The following is a 17,073-nucleotide window of genomic DNA, read 5'->3' on the forward strand; positions in this document are numbered from 1 at the left end:
CTTAGCTCGCCTGTTTCTTGAGAAGAACGATAGCGAGCGCCATGAGAACCGGCACCGCAATCAGCAGCGGCAAAAACGAGCCTGCGAGATCGGCAAACCCCAAGGCCTTGGAGAAAACCCCGCGCGAAATGGTTACGAAATAGGTCGCCGGATAGATTTTACCGATGAACGCGCCCGCACCTTGCAGCGACGATACGGGGTCAATGATACCGGAATACTGCACAGCCGGAATGAGTGTCAGAAGCGCCGTTCCGAAGATCGCTGCGATCTGGCTGTTCATGAAGGTGGACAGCACCAGCCCCATGCCGGTCGCGATCGTGACATAGAGCAGCGCCGCCAGCGCATAAGTCGGAAAACTCCCTGTGAACGGGACCCTGAAAATAAACACCGCAAAGGCTGTCAACATCAGGAAATTCAAAAATGCCAGCCCGATATAGGGCAGTTGCTTGCCGAACAGAAACTCGAATTTCGTCACGGGCGTCACGTAAAAATTGATAATCGACCCCAATTCTTTTTCGCGAACCACGCTCAACACTGCCAGCATCGAAGGGATCATGAGAAGCAGTAGCGGAATCACCGCCGGCACCATAGCTACGAGGCTTTGCACATCGGGATTATAGCGGTAGCGTATCTCCAGATTGAAACTGCCGGCATTCGCCGCGCTGCCGTAAAGCTCGCGGGCTTTCTGCGTCAGCCAGTTGGCGTGCATGCCCTGAACATAGCCTTTGATTGTCTCGGCTCGTGTGGGCATAGCGCCGTCAATCCAGGCGGCAACTTCCACCGGGCGCCCACGCATGACATCTGCGGCAAAATTCGGCGGTATCTCGATAGCCAGACTGATCTCGCCATCCCGCATTCGCCGGTCCAGATCATCGTAGTCGGTTATGGGAGGCTGTTCGGAAAAATAGCGCGAACCTGCAATCTGCTGCGTGTAATCACGGCTGATCGTCGTATCGTCACGGTCGAGCACCGCAAATTTCAGATCCTCGACATCCAGGTTAATGCCATAGCCAATGACAAACATCAGGATGACACTACCGAGTATAGCCAATGTTGCGCGGATCGGATCGCGTTTCAGTTCAAGCGCCTCGCGCCGCGTATAGGCCAGCATTCGCCGCAGGTCCGGCAACCAGCTTGACGCCTTCTTTGGGTGCGTCTCGCCTATCTCTGTCGTCGGTTCTGGGAGAATTGCAGGCGACGCCACTGTTTGTTCTGTCTCGCCAATGGCGTCCTGAAGATATGCGACGAAAGCTTCTTCCAGAGTCTTAGCATGGCGACTTTCGGTAATCGCCTTAGGCGTATCGCTAATCAGAACTTTACCTGCATGCATCAGCGAAATCCGGTCGCAAAGCTCGGCTTCATTCATGAAATGGGTAGAAACGAAGATCGTAACATTGTCCTCGCGCGACAGATCGGCGAGGATTTGCCAGAAAGCATCGCGAGCGACCGGGTCCACACCTGATGTCGGCTCATCAAGAATGAGAATATCAGGTGAATGGATCAAAGCCACAGCCAGTGACAGGCGCTGGCGGATACCGAGCGGCAAGGCGTCGGGTAAGGAATCCATAACCTCAATAAGATCAAATCGTTCGGTCAAATCCTTGATACGGCGCTCGGTCAGATCCGGTGCCATATCGAACAATTTGGCATGAAGTTCCAGATTCTGACGAACGGTCAACTCTGAATAGAGCGAAAACGCTTGCGACATGTATCCGACATGGCGGCGTATATCGATATCCTTGGGATCGACCTCTCGCCCGAACAGCCGCGCCGTTCCCTCACTGGCAGGCAACAACCCGGTCAAAACCTTCATGGTCGTGGTCTTGCCGCAACCGTTGGACCCCAGAAATCCGAAGATTTCACCACGCGGAATTCGAAAACTTACATCATTCACGGCAGTGAAGTTGCCGAAGCGAACAGTGACGTGTTCTGCTTCAATCGCGATCTCAGCATCCGCACCGAAATCACGATGTGGAATTTCGATATCCTGATGGCCTTTCCGCAATTCTTCCGGCAGGAGCGCGATGAAAGCCGCATCGAGATTGGGAGTGTTGGTGCGCTGCAGCAATTCGTGCGGTGTACCCGTCGCCAGAATCTGCCCATCATTCATAGCGACCAGCCAGTCAAAGCGCTCGGCCTCTTCCATATAGGCCGTGGCGACGATGACACTCATTCCGGGACGATCCTCGCGGATGTCATCAATCAGCTCCCAGAACTGGCGTCGGGATAGAGGGTCAACGCCCGTCGTTGGCTCATCGAGTATAAGCAGGTCAGGATCATGGATGAGCGAACAGCACAGGCTGGTCTTCTGCTTCATCCCGCCTGATAGCTTGCCAGCCGGGCGATCCGCGAAAGCCGACATGCCCGTGCGTGCCAGAAGATCGACGATGCGACGCTCACGCTCTTTTCGATTATGTCCGAACAGCCGTCCGAAAAAGTCGATATTCTCGAACACCGAAAGCGTGGGATAGAGGTTCTTCCCAAGCCCCTGCGGCATATAGGCGATACGGGGATAAGCAGACTGAAGATGCCGCTTATCCGAAATATCACCGCCGAGAACCTCGATGCGCCCTTGTTGCATCGTCCGCGCTCCGGCGACCAGCGATAACAGGCTCGATTTCCCAACCCCGTCAGGCCCGATCAAACCAACCATGCAGCCAGCGGGAATATCAAGGGTCACCTCGCGCAGAGCCCGTGCCTTCCCGTAGGACAATCCTACGCCTTGCGCGCGGACGACAAAGCTGTCGTCTTTGGCACCAGCTTCGACAGGAGCGTCGTTCATTTCACGGTTTCCGCAAGATTTTTCGGCCACTCAGCATTAGGGTCAAGCTTGACATAAGCCATGCCCGGCAATCCGGTTTTCACCTGCTGGATATATTTTTGAAGCAATTCTTGCGGGATTTTCGCCTTTACGCGGAACATCAGCTTCTGGCGCTCTTCCTCCGTTTCAACGGTCTTCGGCGTAAATTGAGCCACGTCAGCCACAAAGCTGATCTTTGCTGGAATGACATATTGCGGCGCGGCATCGAGAACGATCCGGGCATCGGCACCCATGGCCACCCGCCCGGCCTGCGCCGTCGGCAGGAAGAAGGTCATATAAACGTCGCTGACGTCGACAAGATTGAGCACCCTCCCACCTGCGGAAAGTACTTCACCCGGTTGGGCAACGCGGTATTGAACACGTCCCGGCTTGGGCGCTCTCAAAGTGGCGTCGTTGATATCTGCCTCAATGCTTGCGATTGCAGCCTTGGCTGCCTCGACCGATGCCTCGGCATCCACCACCTGCGCCTTGGCGGCACCAATAGCTGCTTCCGTGGCCGCAAGCTGCGCCTTGGCTGCACCAACAGCCGCTTCTGCGCCCTGCGCCGTCGCGCGATCATCGTCCAAAACTTGCTGGGAAACCGTGCGCGATTGCGTCAATTGCTGGGAGCGGACCAGACGGCGTTGGGCAGCATCCAGTTGCGCTTCCCGCTGTGCCACGGTCGCCTCTGCAGCCGTGTGCTCGGCTTCGCGCTGCGTGACAAGACTGCGCGCCGTCTCTATTCCAATCTCTGCCCGGCGCAATTGCGCCTCAGCCTGCTTGCGCTGACTTTCCAGCTGATCCGTATCCATGCGTGCGAGAATGTCATTTGCCTGCACGAAATCGCCCTCATCTGCGAGGATTTCGCGAATACGCCCCGGACTCTTCGTCGAAATATCGATCTCAACCGCCTCGATGCGACCGTTGCCCTTGGCGATACCTTCCGGCAACCCATCGCCGTTCAACGCTTTCCAGGCATAATACCCGCCTGCGGCAAAGACGATAATCGCTCCTGCCAGTATCCATTGCTTACGGTTGAAAGCCATAATGAAACACCCTCATTGCCATCGTCGTCACAATACCGTCTTCAGATGAAGCACCGGCAAGCGGTCGCTGTCTGCAAGGGGTTTCATTATCCCCCGCCCTGCCTCCGGCATCGGCCAGAACCTTCTTGGAAGGATATGGAACTACCTTTTCATTTAGCAACCGGTGAATTGGGGGAGCGATCCAAAAACGCAAACTCCCGGTTGAATCTGCTCTAACCACGGTGGCAATCGTCCGCCTTGATTAGGATCAAGAACCGCTAAAATATAAAACAAGGTTGTTGGAGACGCGGGTGCTGATTTGATGAAACAGAGGGGAGCAACGCCGACAGCACCCGCTGGCTGTCGATAGGCGACGTTGCGGAAAGATCGCGCTCATGCGCTCGACAGATTGATTTAGCCGGGGTGCCATTCGAGTAGGGCCTCGGCACCCCGGGTCACCGACTCTGGTGGAAACCGGCAACGATTGTTGGTTAGCACCCGCTCAAACGAAGCTCTTTGATTTCAATCAAACAAGCGACAATTCAGCAGTCCATCATCACTTTTTTCCGTCAACTTTCCGCGGTTTGCATTTGCCCCACGTCTTCTTCAGATAGTTCGACGCAGCTTTGAGCTTTGGATCGGAAAGAAAACCCTGACGAAAGAGAATGCTCCCCTTCACCTCTGGCAAAGATTCATTGAGTTCTAGCTGGCGCTTAATTTCGGTCACACCTTCACCCGCCTGCCAGTTGGGTTCGAGTGTGGTTCCGGAACCGGCCCGATAGAGTGCGAGACCGATATAGAGATCTGTCTTCGTGCCACGAACCGTATCTGCCCACCATTTCGCAATCGTTCCGTAAGACACATCCTTGCGGCCAAAGGACCAGTAAATCTGCGGCGCGATATAATCGATCATGCCTTCTTTGACCCAACGCCGGGTGTCGGCAAAATCTCCGTCATAATTGGTTTTTCCGGCGCGGGTTGCAGAACCGCGCGGATCGTCGGCAGCGTTGCGCCAAACGCCGCTCGGGCTGATACCGAAACGGACATTTGGTTTGATGGCTTTTATCCTGTCCGAAATTTCCCGGACTAGCGTATGAGTGTTGTAGCGACGCCATTCATATTTGCTCGAAAAGCGTGTGCCAAACCGTGCATACGATTTCTCATCGTCAAGTTTCGACGATGCTGTTTCGTAGTAGAAATAATCATCGAACTGAATGCCGTCGACATCATATTTCTGCACGACCTCTGCCGTCACATTCGTCACCCACTCACGAACCGCCGGAATACCAGGATCGAGAACATAACGGTCGGCCGAAACGCTGACCCAGTCGGGGTGGGACTTGAAAACACTGGCTGGCGACTCGTTTGACGAATTCCGCAACTCCTTGCGGGTCGATGGCTTCGTATCCATTGAAACACGATAGGGATTAAGCCATGCATGCAGTTCTATGCCACGCTTATGCGCTTCCTGAATTGCAAACTTCAGCGGATCAAAGCCCGGATCTTTGCCTAGAGTTCCGGTCAGATAGGACGACCACGGTAAATAGGATGACTGGTAAAAAGCATCGGCAGTCGGCGAAACCTGAAAGATGACAGCATTGATACCATGCTCGGATGCTTCATCGAAAAGCCTGAGTAGCTCTTCTTTCTGGCGCTTTATGCGTTCGACATCATCTCCCATGCGGGACGAACTGCGCGACGGCCAATCAAGATTGAGAACTGTCGCGATCCAGCTGGCATGAAATGCGTCGCAGTCGAGGGGCATGCAATCGTTCCGTCTAAATAACTCGTCAGGCAAGGGATTTGATATGGCTCTTTAACGCATTAAAGCGCCGTGCGTCCATTTCAACCCACAAAGGTCGCTCTAATTTCCTAGCACTACGCATCGTTGTTGCCAAAAATCGATCCCGGTTTTTGGATCGATGCTGTAGCTTAAAGATAGGAAAGCAACAGCGAGGGCAGCATGTATAAGAATATTCTCGTAACCACCGATGGGTCAGAATTTGCAGAGCGCGGGCTCGTCCACGCATTTAAGCTGGCACGTACCGTCGGCGCGAAGGTGACGGTACTGACTGTGACCGCTCCCTATTCCGTTTCAGGGCTTCCTGGCGGTTGGACGGATAGCCCCGCCTTCATCGAGCGCTTCGAGCAGGAATGGAACGAATACGCCGATAAATCCCTCGCCCGTGCTCGCGAACTGGCGGCTGAAGCTGAAGTCGAGGTCCATACATTGCATGAGGTTGCCCCACATCCGGCGACATCCATCATTGAGACAGCTAAGGAACTGCGCAACGATCTTATCGTCATGGCTTCCCATGGTCGTCGCGGATTAAAAGGGATGCTTCTCGGCAGTCAGACTTATGAAGTACTGACTCGCGGTAGCACACCAATTCTGGTGGTAAAATAAAGCAACATCGAAAGGCCCGAAAAACGGGCCTTTTCGCTATCAGCCAGTCTGGTGGCCTGTTGCATTGTCGATATCGATACGGAAGAAGACTGGATCAAGTTTGCGTTCTTTCCCGTCCTTCGCAATCGTCTTTATGTATGCTGGTTCCCACCATGTCGGTTCGGCGGCCATAAGTGCAACGATCGAGTTCTTCTCATCCTCACGTTCGATCTCCCGATAGCGACCGTTCAGCACAACTGTACGCCAGTTGGTCCGAGACTCGATATGATCGAAAAGGATACAAACCGCATCGTTCTTGCGCAGGGCTTCGGTCTTCTGCCCGTCGGTAGTAAAAGAATAGAGCGAACCACCGCTGAACCGAAAACTGAGTGGTATGATAAAAGGACGATTATCGAGAACATAAGCCAGTCGCCCCAGATGGGTGTGCTGTATCATGTCACGGATATCGTATTCCGACATTTCCCTGATCATCATGGCTCGCCTCCGCCGTTTGCTTACCTATCGATAAACTAACATAGGGCGGCGTTATGGCTTTGACCGTAATCAAAACACAAGCAGTGCCAGATTCTCAAACGAACAGACGCCCTTCTGCGATCTTGACCGCCGTGCCTCCAATCCGCGCTCCTGTGAGCTGTTGCTTGGCGACATCCAGTTCAAGACGAATCCGCGAAGGCCGCCCCATCTCCATTCCCTGCTCGATCCACCACTGCGAACTGCCATCAACAGGCTTGTCGTTTTTCTGGATCATGCCTGCAAAGGCGGCAGCAGCCGAGCCCGTAGCCGGATCTTCATAGACATTCGCACCCGTTACAAACATGCGCGCGTGGAAATTACTGTCGAACAGAATTGTTTCGCGACAATAAACGTATATCGGCAAAGGCCGGCCATCGACATGCGGCAGGCTTTCGCTCACGTAAACTGGGTCAATGGACACTTTTGCTGCAGCAATCAGATTATGAACCGGTACGAGCAGATAAGGCGTACCTGCGCTCCAGACGGCAGGTACATGGTTCTCAAATCCAATCTCGTGCGTGCCGAGACCAATTGCAGCGGCCGCCTCCTCCTTCTCGACCTTGACGTCAACTCGCTCTGGCAAGCGTGGCAGATCAAATTCTGCAAATGCGCTATTTTCGCCAAGTATGACGCCACAGCGAACAATACCGACCTTTTCTTCCAGAGCCACGAGCCTGTCAGTCTCATCACCCGTTTTGCGACAGCGGGCCAGCGACACGGCGGCGCCCACTGTCGGGTGCCCGGCAAAGGGAAGCTCATAATCAGGTGTGAAGATACGCACCGCCGCTTCATGCGCGGGATTGCTCGGAGGAAAAATGAATACCGTTTCGGAAAGATTGAACTCGCGTGCGATGGCCTGCATACGCGTATCGGTCAAACCTTCGCTATCATGGACGACCGCCAGCGGATTTCCAGCCAGAGCCTTGTCGGCGAAAACGTCGAAAACCTCATAGAATCTGCCGGAAACGGCGGCGTCACTCATCCCTCATTCTCCCCTCGACTTGCTCACAAAACCGACCGCAAGGCCGATTTCACTCCAATGTCTCATGCTTGGCATTATCTGCGAGCATAGCCAATTTCGCGCCGCTGTCATCTGCAAGTCCGACCAAGTTTAGCGATTATTGAAATGCCAGTCGGCAAATGCTCGCACATAGGACGGTGTTGCGTCTCCCATCGCACCCGCTGCCTTCACTGGTATGATCTCTGATAGTTCCGGTTCTTCCTCAGCAGAAAGATATTGTTCAATCCGCGACACCAGTTCCGGTGATGGCACATCAAAATAGTAACGGCGGAAAAGCGCGATGCTGCGGTTTCCGGTCACGAGACTGATCTGCTGCTCCGCGCGCGCATCGAGAAGATCGAGACCCGTTTCCTCACGAACCTCCCGTTGCCGATTGGCGTCATAATCGACATAGCCATCAACAATGTCATTATCATCCACCGAGCCTGCCGGAAAATAGACCCTTCCCGCACCCGCGTTCTGTGCACTCATACGCCCGGCAATCAAATGCCCTTCGCTCGAGACAATCACGCCGACACCGAAAATATGCCACGGACGTTCTTGCGATACGTCACGTCGCCAGTGCATCAGGGTTGCAAAACTGGTGCGCTTGAACCCGGCATGAAAAACGCTGCCCATCAATTCAGCTTCCGGTGCCAGATAGAACTCGCCATCGAACAAAGTGGGGTTCGCAGCCCGCTCATGCGTCCAGTTCGAAACAATCGCTTCCCTGTTCTCCACGGTATACGGCAGAGGACCAGACAGCACCCGAACTTCAGCACTATCGATTATGTGGACAGTGTTTTCCCGAACCTGTTTCATCGCTCAAACCATGTTAAATGTCACTGCGACCGGGCAATGATCGCTTGCCTTCGGGCGATCCCATCCGGTTCGGGGATAACGATCAACCTGCTGGTCGGGTGGAAATATAGTGCGCCAGGGCTGCCCCCGCCGGATGATATTTGGAACCGCCTTCTCATTCTTCTCAGCGAATGAAGGTGAAGCCATGATGTAATCGAGCTGGCAAAGATGGCGCTCTTGCGGCCCGCGCGTATGGTAAAGCGTCCAGCGATCCATAACGGGGCGGCGCTCGACCAGATTGACCGCGAAGCCGTCCCCTAAAAGCACGTCGAGCGCGCTTTCTTCTTCAACCATGGGCGTGAACTGATAGCCGTTCCATTCATCGCCGCCGATAATGATCCGCTCACGGTAATCATTGAAATCACCACAAATCAGCCAGCGGCGATTTGCAACATTAGACGGGCCGAACTTATCCTCGATGATACGGCGTATGGCGCGTGCCTCTGCGCGTCGCACCGGCAGAGATGCTGTCCGTCCATCAAATCCGTTGCGCGCACCCGTCATCGATTTCATATGAGTCACGAAAAGCGATATGGGCTTTCCTGCTATGCGGAAATCCACATTCAGACAATCCCGCTTGAAAATGCGATCATGGGCCTGGATCCCCAGTTCGGCGAGAACCGGCTCATAGAGACCAAAGTCATTATAAGTTATGTAGGCATAGCTCGTGACTTCATCGACCTCGATAGGCTGTCCGTCTCGTGTCGTGTCGCGCATCATAACGGCAACATCGATCCCGCGGCTGTCATTGCCATCTATGAGATATTTATGCCGGAAGCCATGGCCTATCATCTTGAAAAGATAGCCATACTCGAAGGCATTGAGCGCAGCGAGATTGTCCACTTCCTGCAGGCAAAGAATATCAGCCCGTGTTTCGGCAATAGCGAGCGCCGTCATCTGGCGCATATCGTCTGCGTGCGCCACAGCGCGTGCCTGCTCGAGAAGGCGATATTGCGCCTCATCGTTGATTTCGAACAATTGCAAGGTGCGATCCTGATGCAATTCATTGCGAAAGCCGGAAAAATCGAACCGGCGCATCAGATTTTCGACATTGAAAGTGGCTATGGTAAACATGTCTTCGCAATCTCTCTGCTTGCCATGCGATTGGCAAGAGGATGATTTCCGAAACCAATAAATTTCTGCCGAAGCAGTGACTTGAATATAGAATATATCCATATATCGGGAGAACGTTGATAGAAGCGAGCCGAAACGATGCGAAAAATTCTGTGCCTGACGATACTGACAGGACTGTTCGTTGCGGGCATTGCAAGTGCGGGTTCAGCCGTCGAACTGCGCAATAGCCAGTATCTTCCCTCGCTAAAACCGAGCGGGCCGTTGATTATCGGCGGTCAGGCCGGTGCCAATCGCACAGATCCCAGCGCTCGCAACTGCTATGGTTCAACGCTTTGCCGGGAAAGTGGAACTTATGTTACCGAACACGGCGTATTGAACTACAAGAACGGCGATGCCCTGCAATATCGACGCACGATGCAACCGCCAACCGCCGGTGCGCGGCCGAGCAGCAACCATATTCAGTGGTGTTCAAACCGCTATCGCAGCTATCGGACATCCGACAATACGTTCCAGCCATTGGCCGGTCCGAGAACAGGCTGCAATTCGCCATTCCAGTAAGAAAAAAAGCCGGGTCAAAACCCGGCTTTTTTTATTTCCACCAACTCAGGCAGCAGCGGATTTCGTATGAGTCCGTATCAAACGGCCAAGACGCTTGATGCCCTCATCAATCATCTCATCATTGGCGCATGAATAGCTGAGACGCAGCGTATTGGCACCGGAGCCATCGGCAAAAAATGCCCGACCTGGAACAAACGCCACTTTTTCACTATCGATGGATGCAGCGAGCAGCGCGGCACCATCCATACCTTCCGGCAGCGTAACCCAGATGAACATGCCGCCTTCAGGCTTCGTCCAGCTTGTGGTTTCCGGCATATATTTCGCCAGCGCTTCAAGCATCTTGTCGCGGCGGTGCTTATAAACCTTGTGCAGCTTTGCCACCTGAGCACCAAAGCCGTTGCTCGCAACGCGCTGAATGGCGATCTGGTTGATCGTGGACGAATGAAGGTCCGCAGCCTGCTTCATCAGAACAAGCTTGCGAATAACCGGCTTCGACGCAACCACATAGCCAACGCGCAATCCCGGAGCCAGCGTCTTGGAGAAAGAACCGCAATAGATGGTGCGGGTTTTCTCGATGTCACCACCGTTCCGGGCAATGTCGAGCGCCAGGATCGGCGAAATCGCATCACCATTGTAGCGAAGATACTGATAGGCGGCATCTTCGATCACCGGAATGTCGAGTTCATCCGCCTGAGCGAGCAGTTTCTCGCGCCCGGCAAGATCGACAGTTTCGCCGGTTGGGTTGCTGAAATCGGCGGACAGATAAGCAAACTTGACCTGGCCGCCAGCCTTCTTGGCAGCTTCAGCGTAGGATGCTGGGGTACGATTGCCGTTGATCGCCAGCGTATCGTAGTTCGGCTCATAAGCGTTGAAAGCCTGCAGCGCGCCGAGATAAGTCGGCGCGGTCACAAGTGCTGTGTCGGCAGGCGACAAAAACAGCTTGCCCAGATAATCAAGAGCCTGCTGCGAACCCGATGTGATGAACACATTGTCTTCCGTGCAGGGAATGCTGATCTTGGCAAGCTCACCTACCAGCCAGGTGCGCAGCGGCTTGTAGCCTTCCGAAACAGAATATTGCAGCGCGGCATTGGCTTCAGGACCAGTAAGAATATCCTTATAGGCTGCCTGGAATTCTTCGTGCGGGAAAAGAGCCGGATCAGGAATTCCGCCCGCAAACGAAATAATATCTGGACGTTCCAGAAGCTTCAGCAGTTCGCGGATTTCCGATGCGCGCATACGTTTCGAGCGCGTTGCAAATACATTTTCCCAGTCCAACACGGGAAATCTCCTCAATTAGACTATCCGTACATTTTACGGAACTTGTAATAGCTAAGTCTCCTCAAAACTTGGCTATTGGATGTGAAGCTCTAGCGCACTTTTCAGCAGACGAGAACAGCTTTTCCCATGCTTCTATGGAATAAAGATATTCGGAATTGTTTTGGCCTTCAAAGTGCACGAAACGAAAAAACTGGCGCAGAATTTGGGTTATTTTCGTTCGCCATATGCTCACGATCACCCCCGTTACAACGCACCATGTATGAAGGGGGCGCAAGAAACGCCCCCTCTTTTCATGTTTCATCGAATTTCAAGATCAGATGATATTCCGGCTCTGGCGTTTACGTCATATGCAGACAACCAAAACCTGAAACCCGCTGTTTTTAGTTACGTGCCTTGTCGACGAGCTTGTTCGCGGCGATCCACGGCATCATGCCGCGGAGCTTTTCGCCGACTTCTTCGATCTGGTGGCTGTCGTTGTTGCGACGAATGCCCTTGAAGCGCGCTGCGCCTGCACGATATTCCTGCATCCAATCGGAAGTGAACTTGCCGGTCTGAATGTCCTTCAGAACGCGCTTCATTTCTTCCTTGGTTTCAGCAGTGATGATGCGCGGGCCAGTGACATATTCACCCCACTCGGCAGTGTTCGAGATCGAGTAGTTCATGTTGGCGATGCCGCCTTCGTAGATCAGGTCCACGATCAGCTTCATTTCGTGCAGGCACTCGAAGTAAGCCATTTCCGGCGCGTAGCCAGCTTCAACCAGAACTTCAAAACCGGTGCGGATCAGTTCGACCACGCCGCCGCAAAGAACGGCCTGTTCACCGAACAGGTCTGTTTCGCACTCTTCCTTGAAGGTGGTTTCGATAACGCCCGAACGACCGCCGCCAACGCCCGAAGCGTAGGAGAGAGCCAGATCATGAGCATTGCCCGAGGCGTCGTGATGAATGGCGATGAGGCAAGGAACGCCGCCGCCCTTCTGGTATTCACCGCGAACCGTATGGCCTGGGCCCTTCGGTGCGATCATGACGACGTCAATCGACTTCTTCGGCTCGATGAGGCCGAAATGCACGTTGAGGCCGTGTGCGAAAGCGATTGCCGCGCCATCACGAAGATTGTCGTGAATGTGTTCCTTGTAGATGTCAGCCTGCAGCTCGTCAGGGGTTGCCATCATCATGAGATCGGCCCACTTGGCGGCATCGGCGACGTTCATCACTTCAAAGCCGTCAGCCTGTGCCTTCTTCGCGGTTGCAGAACCTTCACGAAGGGCAACACGCACGTTGGCGGCACCGGAATCCTTGAGGTTCAGCGCATGGGCACGGCCCTGGCTGCCATAACCGACGATAACCACCTTCTTCGACTTGATCAGGTTAACGTCTGCATCCCGATCGTAGTAAACGCGCATTTCCTTATTCCCTTCGTTCAGATTGTTCTTCGGCTTTCTTGCGTCCACCGATGTGATTAGGCCCCATAAAGGGCAAAAAACTGCTTGGTGGCGCGCCGGGCGTCCCGGATGACCACGTCGTCAGTCAGTTCCAGATGGTCACCAAGCAGCAACCGTATTTGCATGTCCCGGACGACAAGCCCGAAAAACGTGCGAAATGCCTCATCGATATCGTCGAAGGCCAGTAAGCGTGCCTCCTGCCCCATATGGAGAATGGGTTTGAGGCGCTTGGCCATGGCCACAGGACCGTTGGCAAGAACGATATCGCCCAATGTCGATTTTCCAGACGCCGCATGGCTCACCGCCAGCCGGTTCAAGGCAATCGATGTTTTTCCCGACAGCACCAGCAGCCAGTCGCGTGCGAAATGCTCCAGGCTCGAGAAAAGAGATTCCGCATCCAGCTTCTCGCGGGTCAGCGGCACAACACGGACCTTCGATGCCTGCCAGCGAACCATCGCCGTCAGCAGACCATCGCGATCACCAAACCATTTGTAGAGGCTTTCTTTCGAGCAGTTGGCGGCACGTGCAATGCTTGCCGTCGTCAAAGCGCGGTCCCCGCCTTCCACTAGAAGGCGCAACGCCTGCTCCAGAACATCGTTCTGACGCGGCGAAAGAGCCTGCTGCTTTTGAGCCTGCAATTCGTCGCTGGTATCAGTCACGGGTCTCTTCCTCCACCTTGTACCGTACGGTACGGTTCCCAATTCATAATTATTGTTTCGTCAGTGGTCAAGCGTGTTTTCTAAAATTGCAGCCGTCTGATACGGGAATATTTTTCATCGACATCAAATGCAAAAAAGCGCCTCCCCGAAACCGGGAAAGCGCCCTTTAAAACTATCGATTCCGATGGATTTACAGATTCACCTGCGTTCCAATTTCCACCACACGACCGGTTGGAATCTGGAAATATTCTGTCGCGTCAGACGCGGTTCGGGCGAGCAGAATAAACAGCTTGTCCTGCCAGAGCGGCAAGCCGGAATGGGCCGATGCCTTGAGTGACCGGCGCGACAGGAAGAACGACGTCGTCATGATGTCGAATTTCCAGCCAAGCTTGCGGCATATGCCAAGCGCGCGCGGAATGTTCGGCTGCTGCATATAGCCGAAAGTGAGCGTTACCTGCATGAAGCGCTCGTTATATTGGGACACGCGCGCACGATCAGCACTTGAAACCCATGGTTTCGATGCGGTCACAACCGTCAGTATGACATTGTTTTCGTGCAGAACCTTATAATGTTTCAGGCTGTGCATGAGCGCAGTCGGAGCACTCTTTGGATCACCCGTCAAAAACACCGCCGTGCCCGGAACGATAGTCGGCGGACGTTTGGTCATTTGTTGGACGATGAGATCAAGCGGAACTTCAGCCTTACGCGTCTTGTGAAAGAGGTGCCGCGTCCCCCGCACCCAGGTCCACATGATCAGGACGAGCACGACGGCAATACCGATCGAAGCCCAGCCGCCCTCATGAACCTTGATGATATTCGCACTGAAGAACATAATATCGATGATCAGGAAGCCGAGAATAATCGGCAGGGCGCGGCTCACGCGCCAGTTCCAGATACGGGTCATCACGATATAAAGAAGAACCGTGGTGACCAGCATGTTGCCAGTGACGGCAATGCCATATGCTGCTGCCAGATTGCTGGACTTCTCGAACCCGAGCACCAGAATGACCACGGCCAGCCCCAAAAGCAGGTTCACGCGCGGAATATAAATCTGGCCATGCAGTTTTTCCGACGTGTGCTGAATTTCAAGGCGCGGCAGAATGTTGAGCTGAACAGCCTGGCGTGCCACCGAATAGGCACCGGTTATTACCGCCTGACTTGCAATCACGGTTGCCGCCGTTGCCAGCAGAACCATCGGCCAAAGCGCGAAACTCGGCATCATCTGGAAAAACGGCAATGCTGCCGCTTCACCATGCGACAGGATGAACGCAGCCTGCCCGAAATAATTGAGCAGCAGGCATGGAAACACCACCCACAACCATGCACGTACGATCGGCTTGCGTCCGAAATGCCCCAGATCGGCGTAAAGAGCTTCAGCGCCGGTCATCGCAAGGAATACGGCACCAACCGTAATAAACGCCACACCGGGACTGACCGTCAGAAAGTGTACCGCATAATAGGGATTGAGCGCCATCATAACCGTGGGGTCATCGAAAATATGCCATAGGCCCGACGCACCCAGCGCCAGAAACCACAATGCCATGATCGGACCGAAGACGATGGCGACCTTTCCCGTGCCCAATTTCTGCACCGAGAACAGCGTGACGAGAATAACGACTGTTATGGGAACCACGAATGGCGTTAAGTCTGGAGCGACGATCTCAAGACCTTCCATTGCCGAAAGAACAGAGATTGCGGGAGTAATGACCGCGTCACCAAAGAACAGCGCTGCACCGCAGATGCCGACGCCCAGAATAAGGTCAGGTCTGCCTTTCAGCGCGCCTCTGACAAGCGCCATCAGCGAAAGAATGCCGCCCTCGCCGTTGTTGTCCGCACGCAAAACGAACAGCACGTATTTGATGGTCACAACCAGCGTCAGCGCCCAGAAGATCAGCGAAACAACACCAAGAATGTCGCTACGGGAAAGAATGCCATCGCTCGCCGCCGCATGGAGGGCTTCGCGAAAAGCATAGATAGGGCTGGTGCCGATATCACCGTAAACGACACCCAGCGCCCCAAGCACCAGCGTCTTCATGCTCTCATTGTGCTGCTCGGCATCTTCTGCAAAAGCGACGCTTTCAGGAACACCGACGGCAGGCATAGCGGCCTGTGTCGGCGTGTCATTGCCATTTAGCTCGCCGCTCATATGCAGGCACCTCGCAACTTCCTGAAAAGATTCTGGCTGGAGTTACTGGGGATCGAATTGAGATAATGAGCGTATTCGCAAAAAGTTGCGAATTGCCGCATTGCTGCCGTAGCGTTGCCGAAATCAGCATTAATCATGGACATGGCGCCGATTGAAAGTGGCGATCTGCCCGAATGCAATGACAATAGACTTGCCTCGGCGCGGAAAGCAGATGTCGGAAAACTGCTTCAATGCTTCCCTCATACGATCCTGCGCCCCCCAACGCGTATGAATAGTGGCGGACGCCTAAAGCTTGTCTCACACGAATACAAATGCGCTTTTTGCACAGCTCTAGTCTGAGCCATGCATCAAGCGCATTGACAGACGCGTTACGCAAGGGCCGCAATGTAGCGGCTGACCGTTACCGGCATCCCATACATCAGTGCATCGGCGGTCAGCCCGTGTCCAATGGAAACTTCGCTCAATTGCGGGATACGTTTCACCAGCGCCGGCAGATTGTCTACTGTCAGATCATGTCCCGCGTTAATATCGAGGCCAAGCTCCGTAGCGGCATTTGCAGCTTTTTCCAGTCGATCTAGCTCGCGCACTGCAGCTGCCGGGTCATCATAGGTTGCACCATAAGGGCCCGTGTAGAGTTCCACACGATCCACACCGATTGAAGCCGCTCGTTCGTAGCCAAGCGGATCGGGATCGGCGAACAAGGATACACGCATACCACCGGCTTTCAGGCGAGCCACGATTGGAGCCAGAAAGTCAGCCTTCGACACAAAGTCCCAACCATGATCCGAGGTCGCCTGCGTTGGATCATCAGGTACGAGCGTCACCTGTTCCGGCTGATGCTTCTCCACCAGATCAAGGAACGCCTCGCTTGGGAAACCTTCAATATTGAACTCTGCCTGCGGAAATTCATCATCGATCAAAGCGCGTATATCGCCGAGATCGGAAAACCGGATATGACGCTGATCGGGACGCGGATGCACCGTCAATCCGGCAGCTCCAGCGGCAAGAGCAGCGCGGCCTAGACCGGTAACGCTTGGCCATGGCAAATCGCGCCGGTTTCGCAGCATCGCAACAGCGTTGAGATTGACCGATAATTTCGCAGGCATTGGAGACTCCCGGATGAATATTCCGCTTTATAACGCCTGCCATGAAAAAATGTGAGTGTTTTGCCGTCGCACCGCAGCCGCAATCCCCAATCATGAAATCTGCCTGCAACAAACGGGGTTTGCGGAGTTTTCCAGTTCGCATCAATTTGTAAGCGACCGCAACCTTTGTCCCTGCTCGGGCGTTTAAGCCGATCGATAAATGGAGGT

14 protein-coding genes are annotated in these 17,073 nt (G+C 54.1%); 2 read left to right on the forward strand and 12 right to left on the reverse strand.

Going from position 1 to position 17,073, the window contains the following annotated elements; translation table 11 throughout:
- Position 1 precedes the first annotated feature (1 nt).
- The 3 genes from rbbA to F9K91_RS11830 all read right to left on the reverse strand — a co-directional run bounded on the left by rbbA (position 2) and on the right by F9K91_RS11830 (position 5,590).
- Positions 2-2,782: a ribosome-associated ATPase/putative transporter RbbA gene (gene rbbA / locus F9K91_RS11820; RefSeq protein WP_151677859.1), complete on the reverse strand. Its 2,781-nt coding sequence runs from the start codon at positions 2,780-2,782 to the stop codon at positions 2-4.
- On the reverse strand, positions 2,779-3,846 hold the full coding sequence (locus F9K91_RS11825) for an HlyD family secretion protein (protein ID WP_151555673.1): 1,068 nt from the start codon (positions 3,844-3,846) through the stop codon (positions 2,779-2,781). Before F9K91_RS11825 ends, rbbA begins: the two co-directional genes overlap by 4 nt.
- A 535-nt stretch (positions 3,847-4,381) precedes the next feature.
- On the reverse strand, positions 4,382-5,590 hold the full coding sequence (locus F9K91_RS11830; protein WP_151677860.1) for a glycoside hydrolase family 10 protein: 1,209 nt from the start codon (positions 5,588-5,590) through the stop codon (positions 4,382-4,384).
- A 198-nt stretch (positions 5,591-5,788) separates the two neighbouring features.
- On the opposite strand from F9K91_RS11830, the gene F9K91_RS11835 reads away from it, so the two are divergent.
- Complete coding sequence (locus F9K91_RS11835; RefSeq protein ID WP_151555671.1) at positions 5,789-6,232, forward strand: universal stress protein; 444 nt, start codon at positions 5,789-5,791, stop codon at positions 6,230-6,232.
- A gap of 39 nt (positions 6,233-6,271) precedes the next feature.
- Here the strand turns inward: F9K91_RS11835 and F9K91_RS11840 are convergent, their stop codons facing one another.
- The 4 genes from F9K91_RS11840 to F9K91_RS11855 form a co-directional block, all read right to left on the reverse strand.
- Positions 6,272-6,706, reverse strand: coding sequence for a pyridoxamine 5'-phosphate oxidase family protein (locus tag F9K91_RS11840; RefSeq protein WP_151651764.1), 435 nt, complete (start codon positions 6,704-6,706; stop codon positions 6,272-6,274).
- A 94-nt stretch (positions 6,707-6,800) separates the two neighbouring features.
- Positions 6,801-7,727 carry a PhzF family phenazine biosynthesis protein gene (locus F9K91_RS11845; RefSeq protein WP_151651765.1) on the reverse strand — a complete coding sequence of 309 codons (927 nt, stop codon included), beginning with the start codon at positions 7,725-7,727 and terminating at the stop codon, positions 6,801-6,803.
- 129 nt (positions 7,728-7,856) lie between these two features.
- Positions 7,857-8,567, reverse strand: a complete 711-nt coding sequence (locus F9K91_RS11850; protein ID WP_151677861.1) for an NUDIX domain-containing protein — start codon at positions 8,565-8,567, stop codon at positions 7,857-7,859.
- A gap of 3 nt (positions 8,568-8,570) precedes the next feature.
- Positions 8,571-9,680 (reverse strand): endonuclease/exonuclease/phosphatase family protein, encoded by a 1,110-nt coding sequence (locus F9K91_RS11855; RefSeq protein ID WP_151677862.1) that lies wholly within the window; start codon positions 9,678-9,680, stop codon positions 8,571-8,573.
- A gap of 138 nt (positions 9,681-9,818) precedes the next feature.
- Between F9K91_RS11855 and F9K91_RS11860 the strand changes: the two genes are divergently transcribed.
- Positions 9,819-10,238, forward strand: a complete 420-nt coding sequence (locus tag F9K91_RS11860) for a BA14K family protein (protein ID WP_151555667.1) — start codon at positions 9,819-9,821, stop codon at positions 10,236-10,238.
- Between the two features lie 45 nt (positions 10,239-10,283).
- Here the strand turns inward: F9K91_RS11860 and F9K91_RS11865 are convergent, their stop codons facing one another.
- The 5 genes from F9K91_RS11865 to F9K91_RS11885 form a co-directional block, all read right to left on the reverse strand.
- A complete protein-coding gene (locus F9K91_RS11865) occupies positions 10,284-11,516 on the reverse strand; it encodes an aminotransferase-like domain-containing protein (protein ID WP_151677863.1) in 1,233 nt (410 codons plus the stop codon).
- A gap of 380 nt (positions 11,517-11,896) precedes the next feature.
- Positions 11,897-12,916 (reverse strand): ketol-acid reductoisomerase, encoded by a 1,020-nt coding sequence (gene ilvC / locus F9K91_RS11870; protein ID WP_061346051.1) that lies wholly within the window; start codon positions 12,914-12,916, stop codon positions 11,897-11,899.
- Positions 12,917-12,972: 56 nt separating this feature from the next.
- Positions 12,973-13,614, reverse strand: coding sequence for a TetR/AcrR family transcriptional regulator (locus F9K91_RS11875; RefSeq protein WP_109989083.1), 642 nt, complete (start codon positions 13,612-13,614; stop codon positions 12,973-12,975).
- Positions 13,615-13,804: 190 nt separating this feature from the next.
- Positions 13,805-15,760: a potassium transporter Kup gene (locus F9K91_RS11880; protein ID WP_151651768.1), complete on the reverse strand. Its 1,956-nt coding sequence runs from the start codon at positions 15,758-15,760 to the stop codon at positions 13,805-13,807.
- Between the two features lie 368 nt (positions 15,761-16,128).
- Positions 16,129-16,866 carry a pyridoxine 5'-phosphate synthase gene (locus tag F9K91_RS11885; RefSeq protein ID WP_151555664.1) on the reverse strand — a complete coding sequence of 246 codons (738 nt, stop codon included), beginning with the start codon at positions 16,864-16,866 and terminating at the stop codon, positions 16,129-16,131.
- Between the last annotated feature and the right edge of the window lie 207 nt (positions 16,867-17,073).

Source organism: Brucella tritici (genome assembly GCF_008932295.1).
GTDB classification, from domain to species: Bacteria; Pseudomonadota; Alphaproteobacteria; order Rhizobiales; family Rhizobiaceae; genus Brucella; species Brucella tritici.

Excerpts from the sequence above, each read along its gene's own strand:
- rbbA (WP_151677859.1), bottom strand. The coding sequence starts at position 2,782 with ATGAACGACGCTCCTGTCGAAGCTGGTGCCAAAGACGACAGCTTTGTC.
- F9K91_RS11825 (WP_151555673.1), bottom strand. The coding sequence starts at position 3,846 with ATGGCTTTCAACCGTAAGCAATGGATACTGGCAGGAGCGATTATCGTC.
- F9K91_RS11830 (WP_151677860.1), bottom strand. The coding sequence starts at position 5,590 with ATGCCCCTCGACTGCGACGCATTTCATGCCAGCTGGATCGCGACAGTT.
- F9K91_RS11835 (WP_151555671.1), top strand. The coding sequence starts at position 5,789 with ATGTATAAGAATATTCTCGTAACCACCGATGGGTCAGAATTTGCAGAG.
- F9K91_RS11840 (WP_151651764.1), bottom strand. The coding sequence starts at position 6,706 with ATGATGATCAGGGAAATGTCGGAATACGATATCCGTGACATGATACAG.
- F9K91_RS11845 (WP_151651765.1), bottom strand. The coding sequence starts at position 7,727 with ATGAGTGACGCCGCCGTTTCCGGCAGATTCTATGAGGTTTTCGACGTT.
- F9K91_RS11850 (WP_151677861.1), bottom strand. The coding sequence starts at position 8,567 with ATGAAACAGGTTCGGGAAAACACTGTCCACATAATCGATAGTGCTGAA.
- F9K91_RS11855 (WP_151677862.1), bottom strand. The coding sequence starts at position 9,680 with ATGTTTACCATAGCCACTTTCAATGTCGAAAATCTGATGCGCCGGTTC.
- F9K91_RS11860 (WP_151555667.1), top strand. The coding sequence starts at position 9,819 with ATGCGAAAAATTCTGTGCCTGACGATACTGACAGGACTGTTCGTTGCG.
- ilvC (WP_061346051.1), bottom strand. The coding sequence starts at position 12,916 with ATGCGCGTTTACTACGATCGGGATGCAGACGTTAACCTGATCAAGTCG.
- F9K91_RS11880 (WP_151651768.1), bottom strand. The coding sequence starts at position 15,760 with ATGAGCGGCGAGCTAAATGGCAATGACACGCCGACACAGGCCGCTATG.
- F9K91_RS11885 (WP_151555664.1), bottom strand. The coding sequence starts at position 16,866 with ATGCCTGCGAAATTATCGGTCAATCTCAACGCTGTTGCGATGCTGCGA.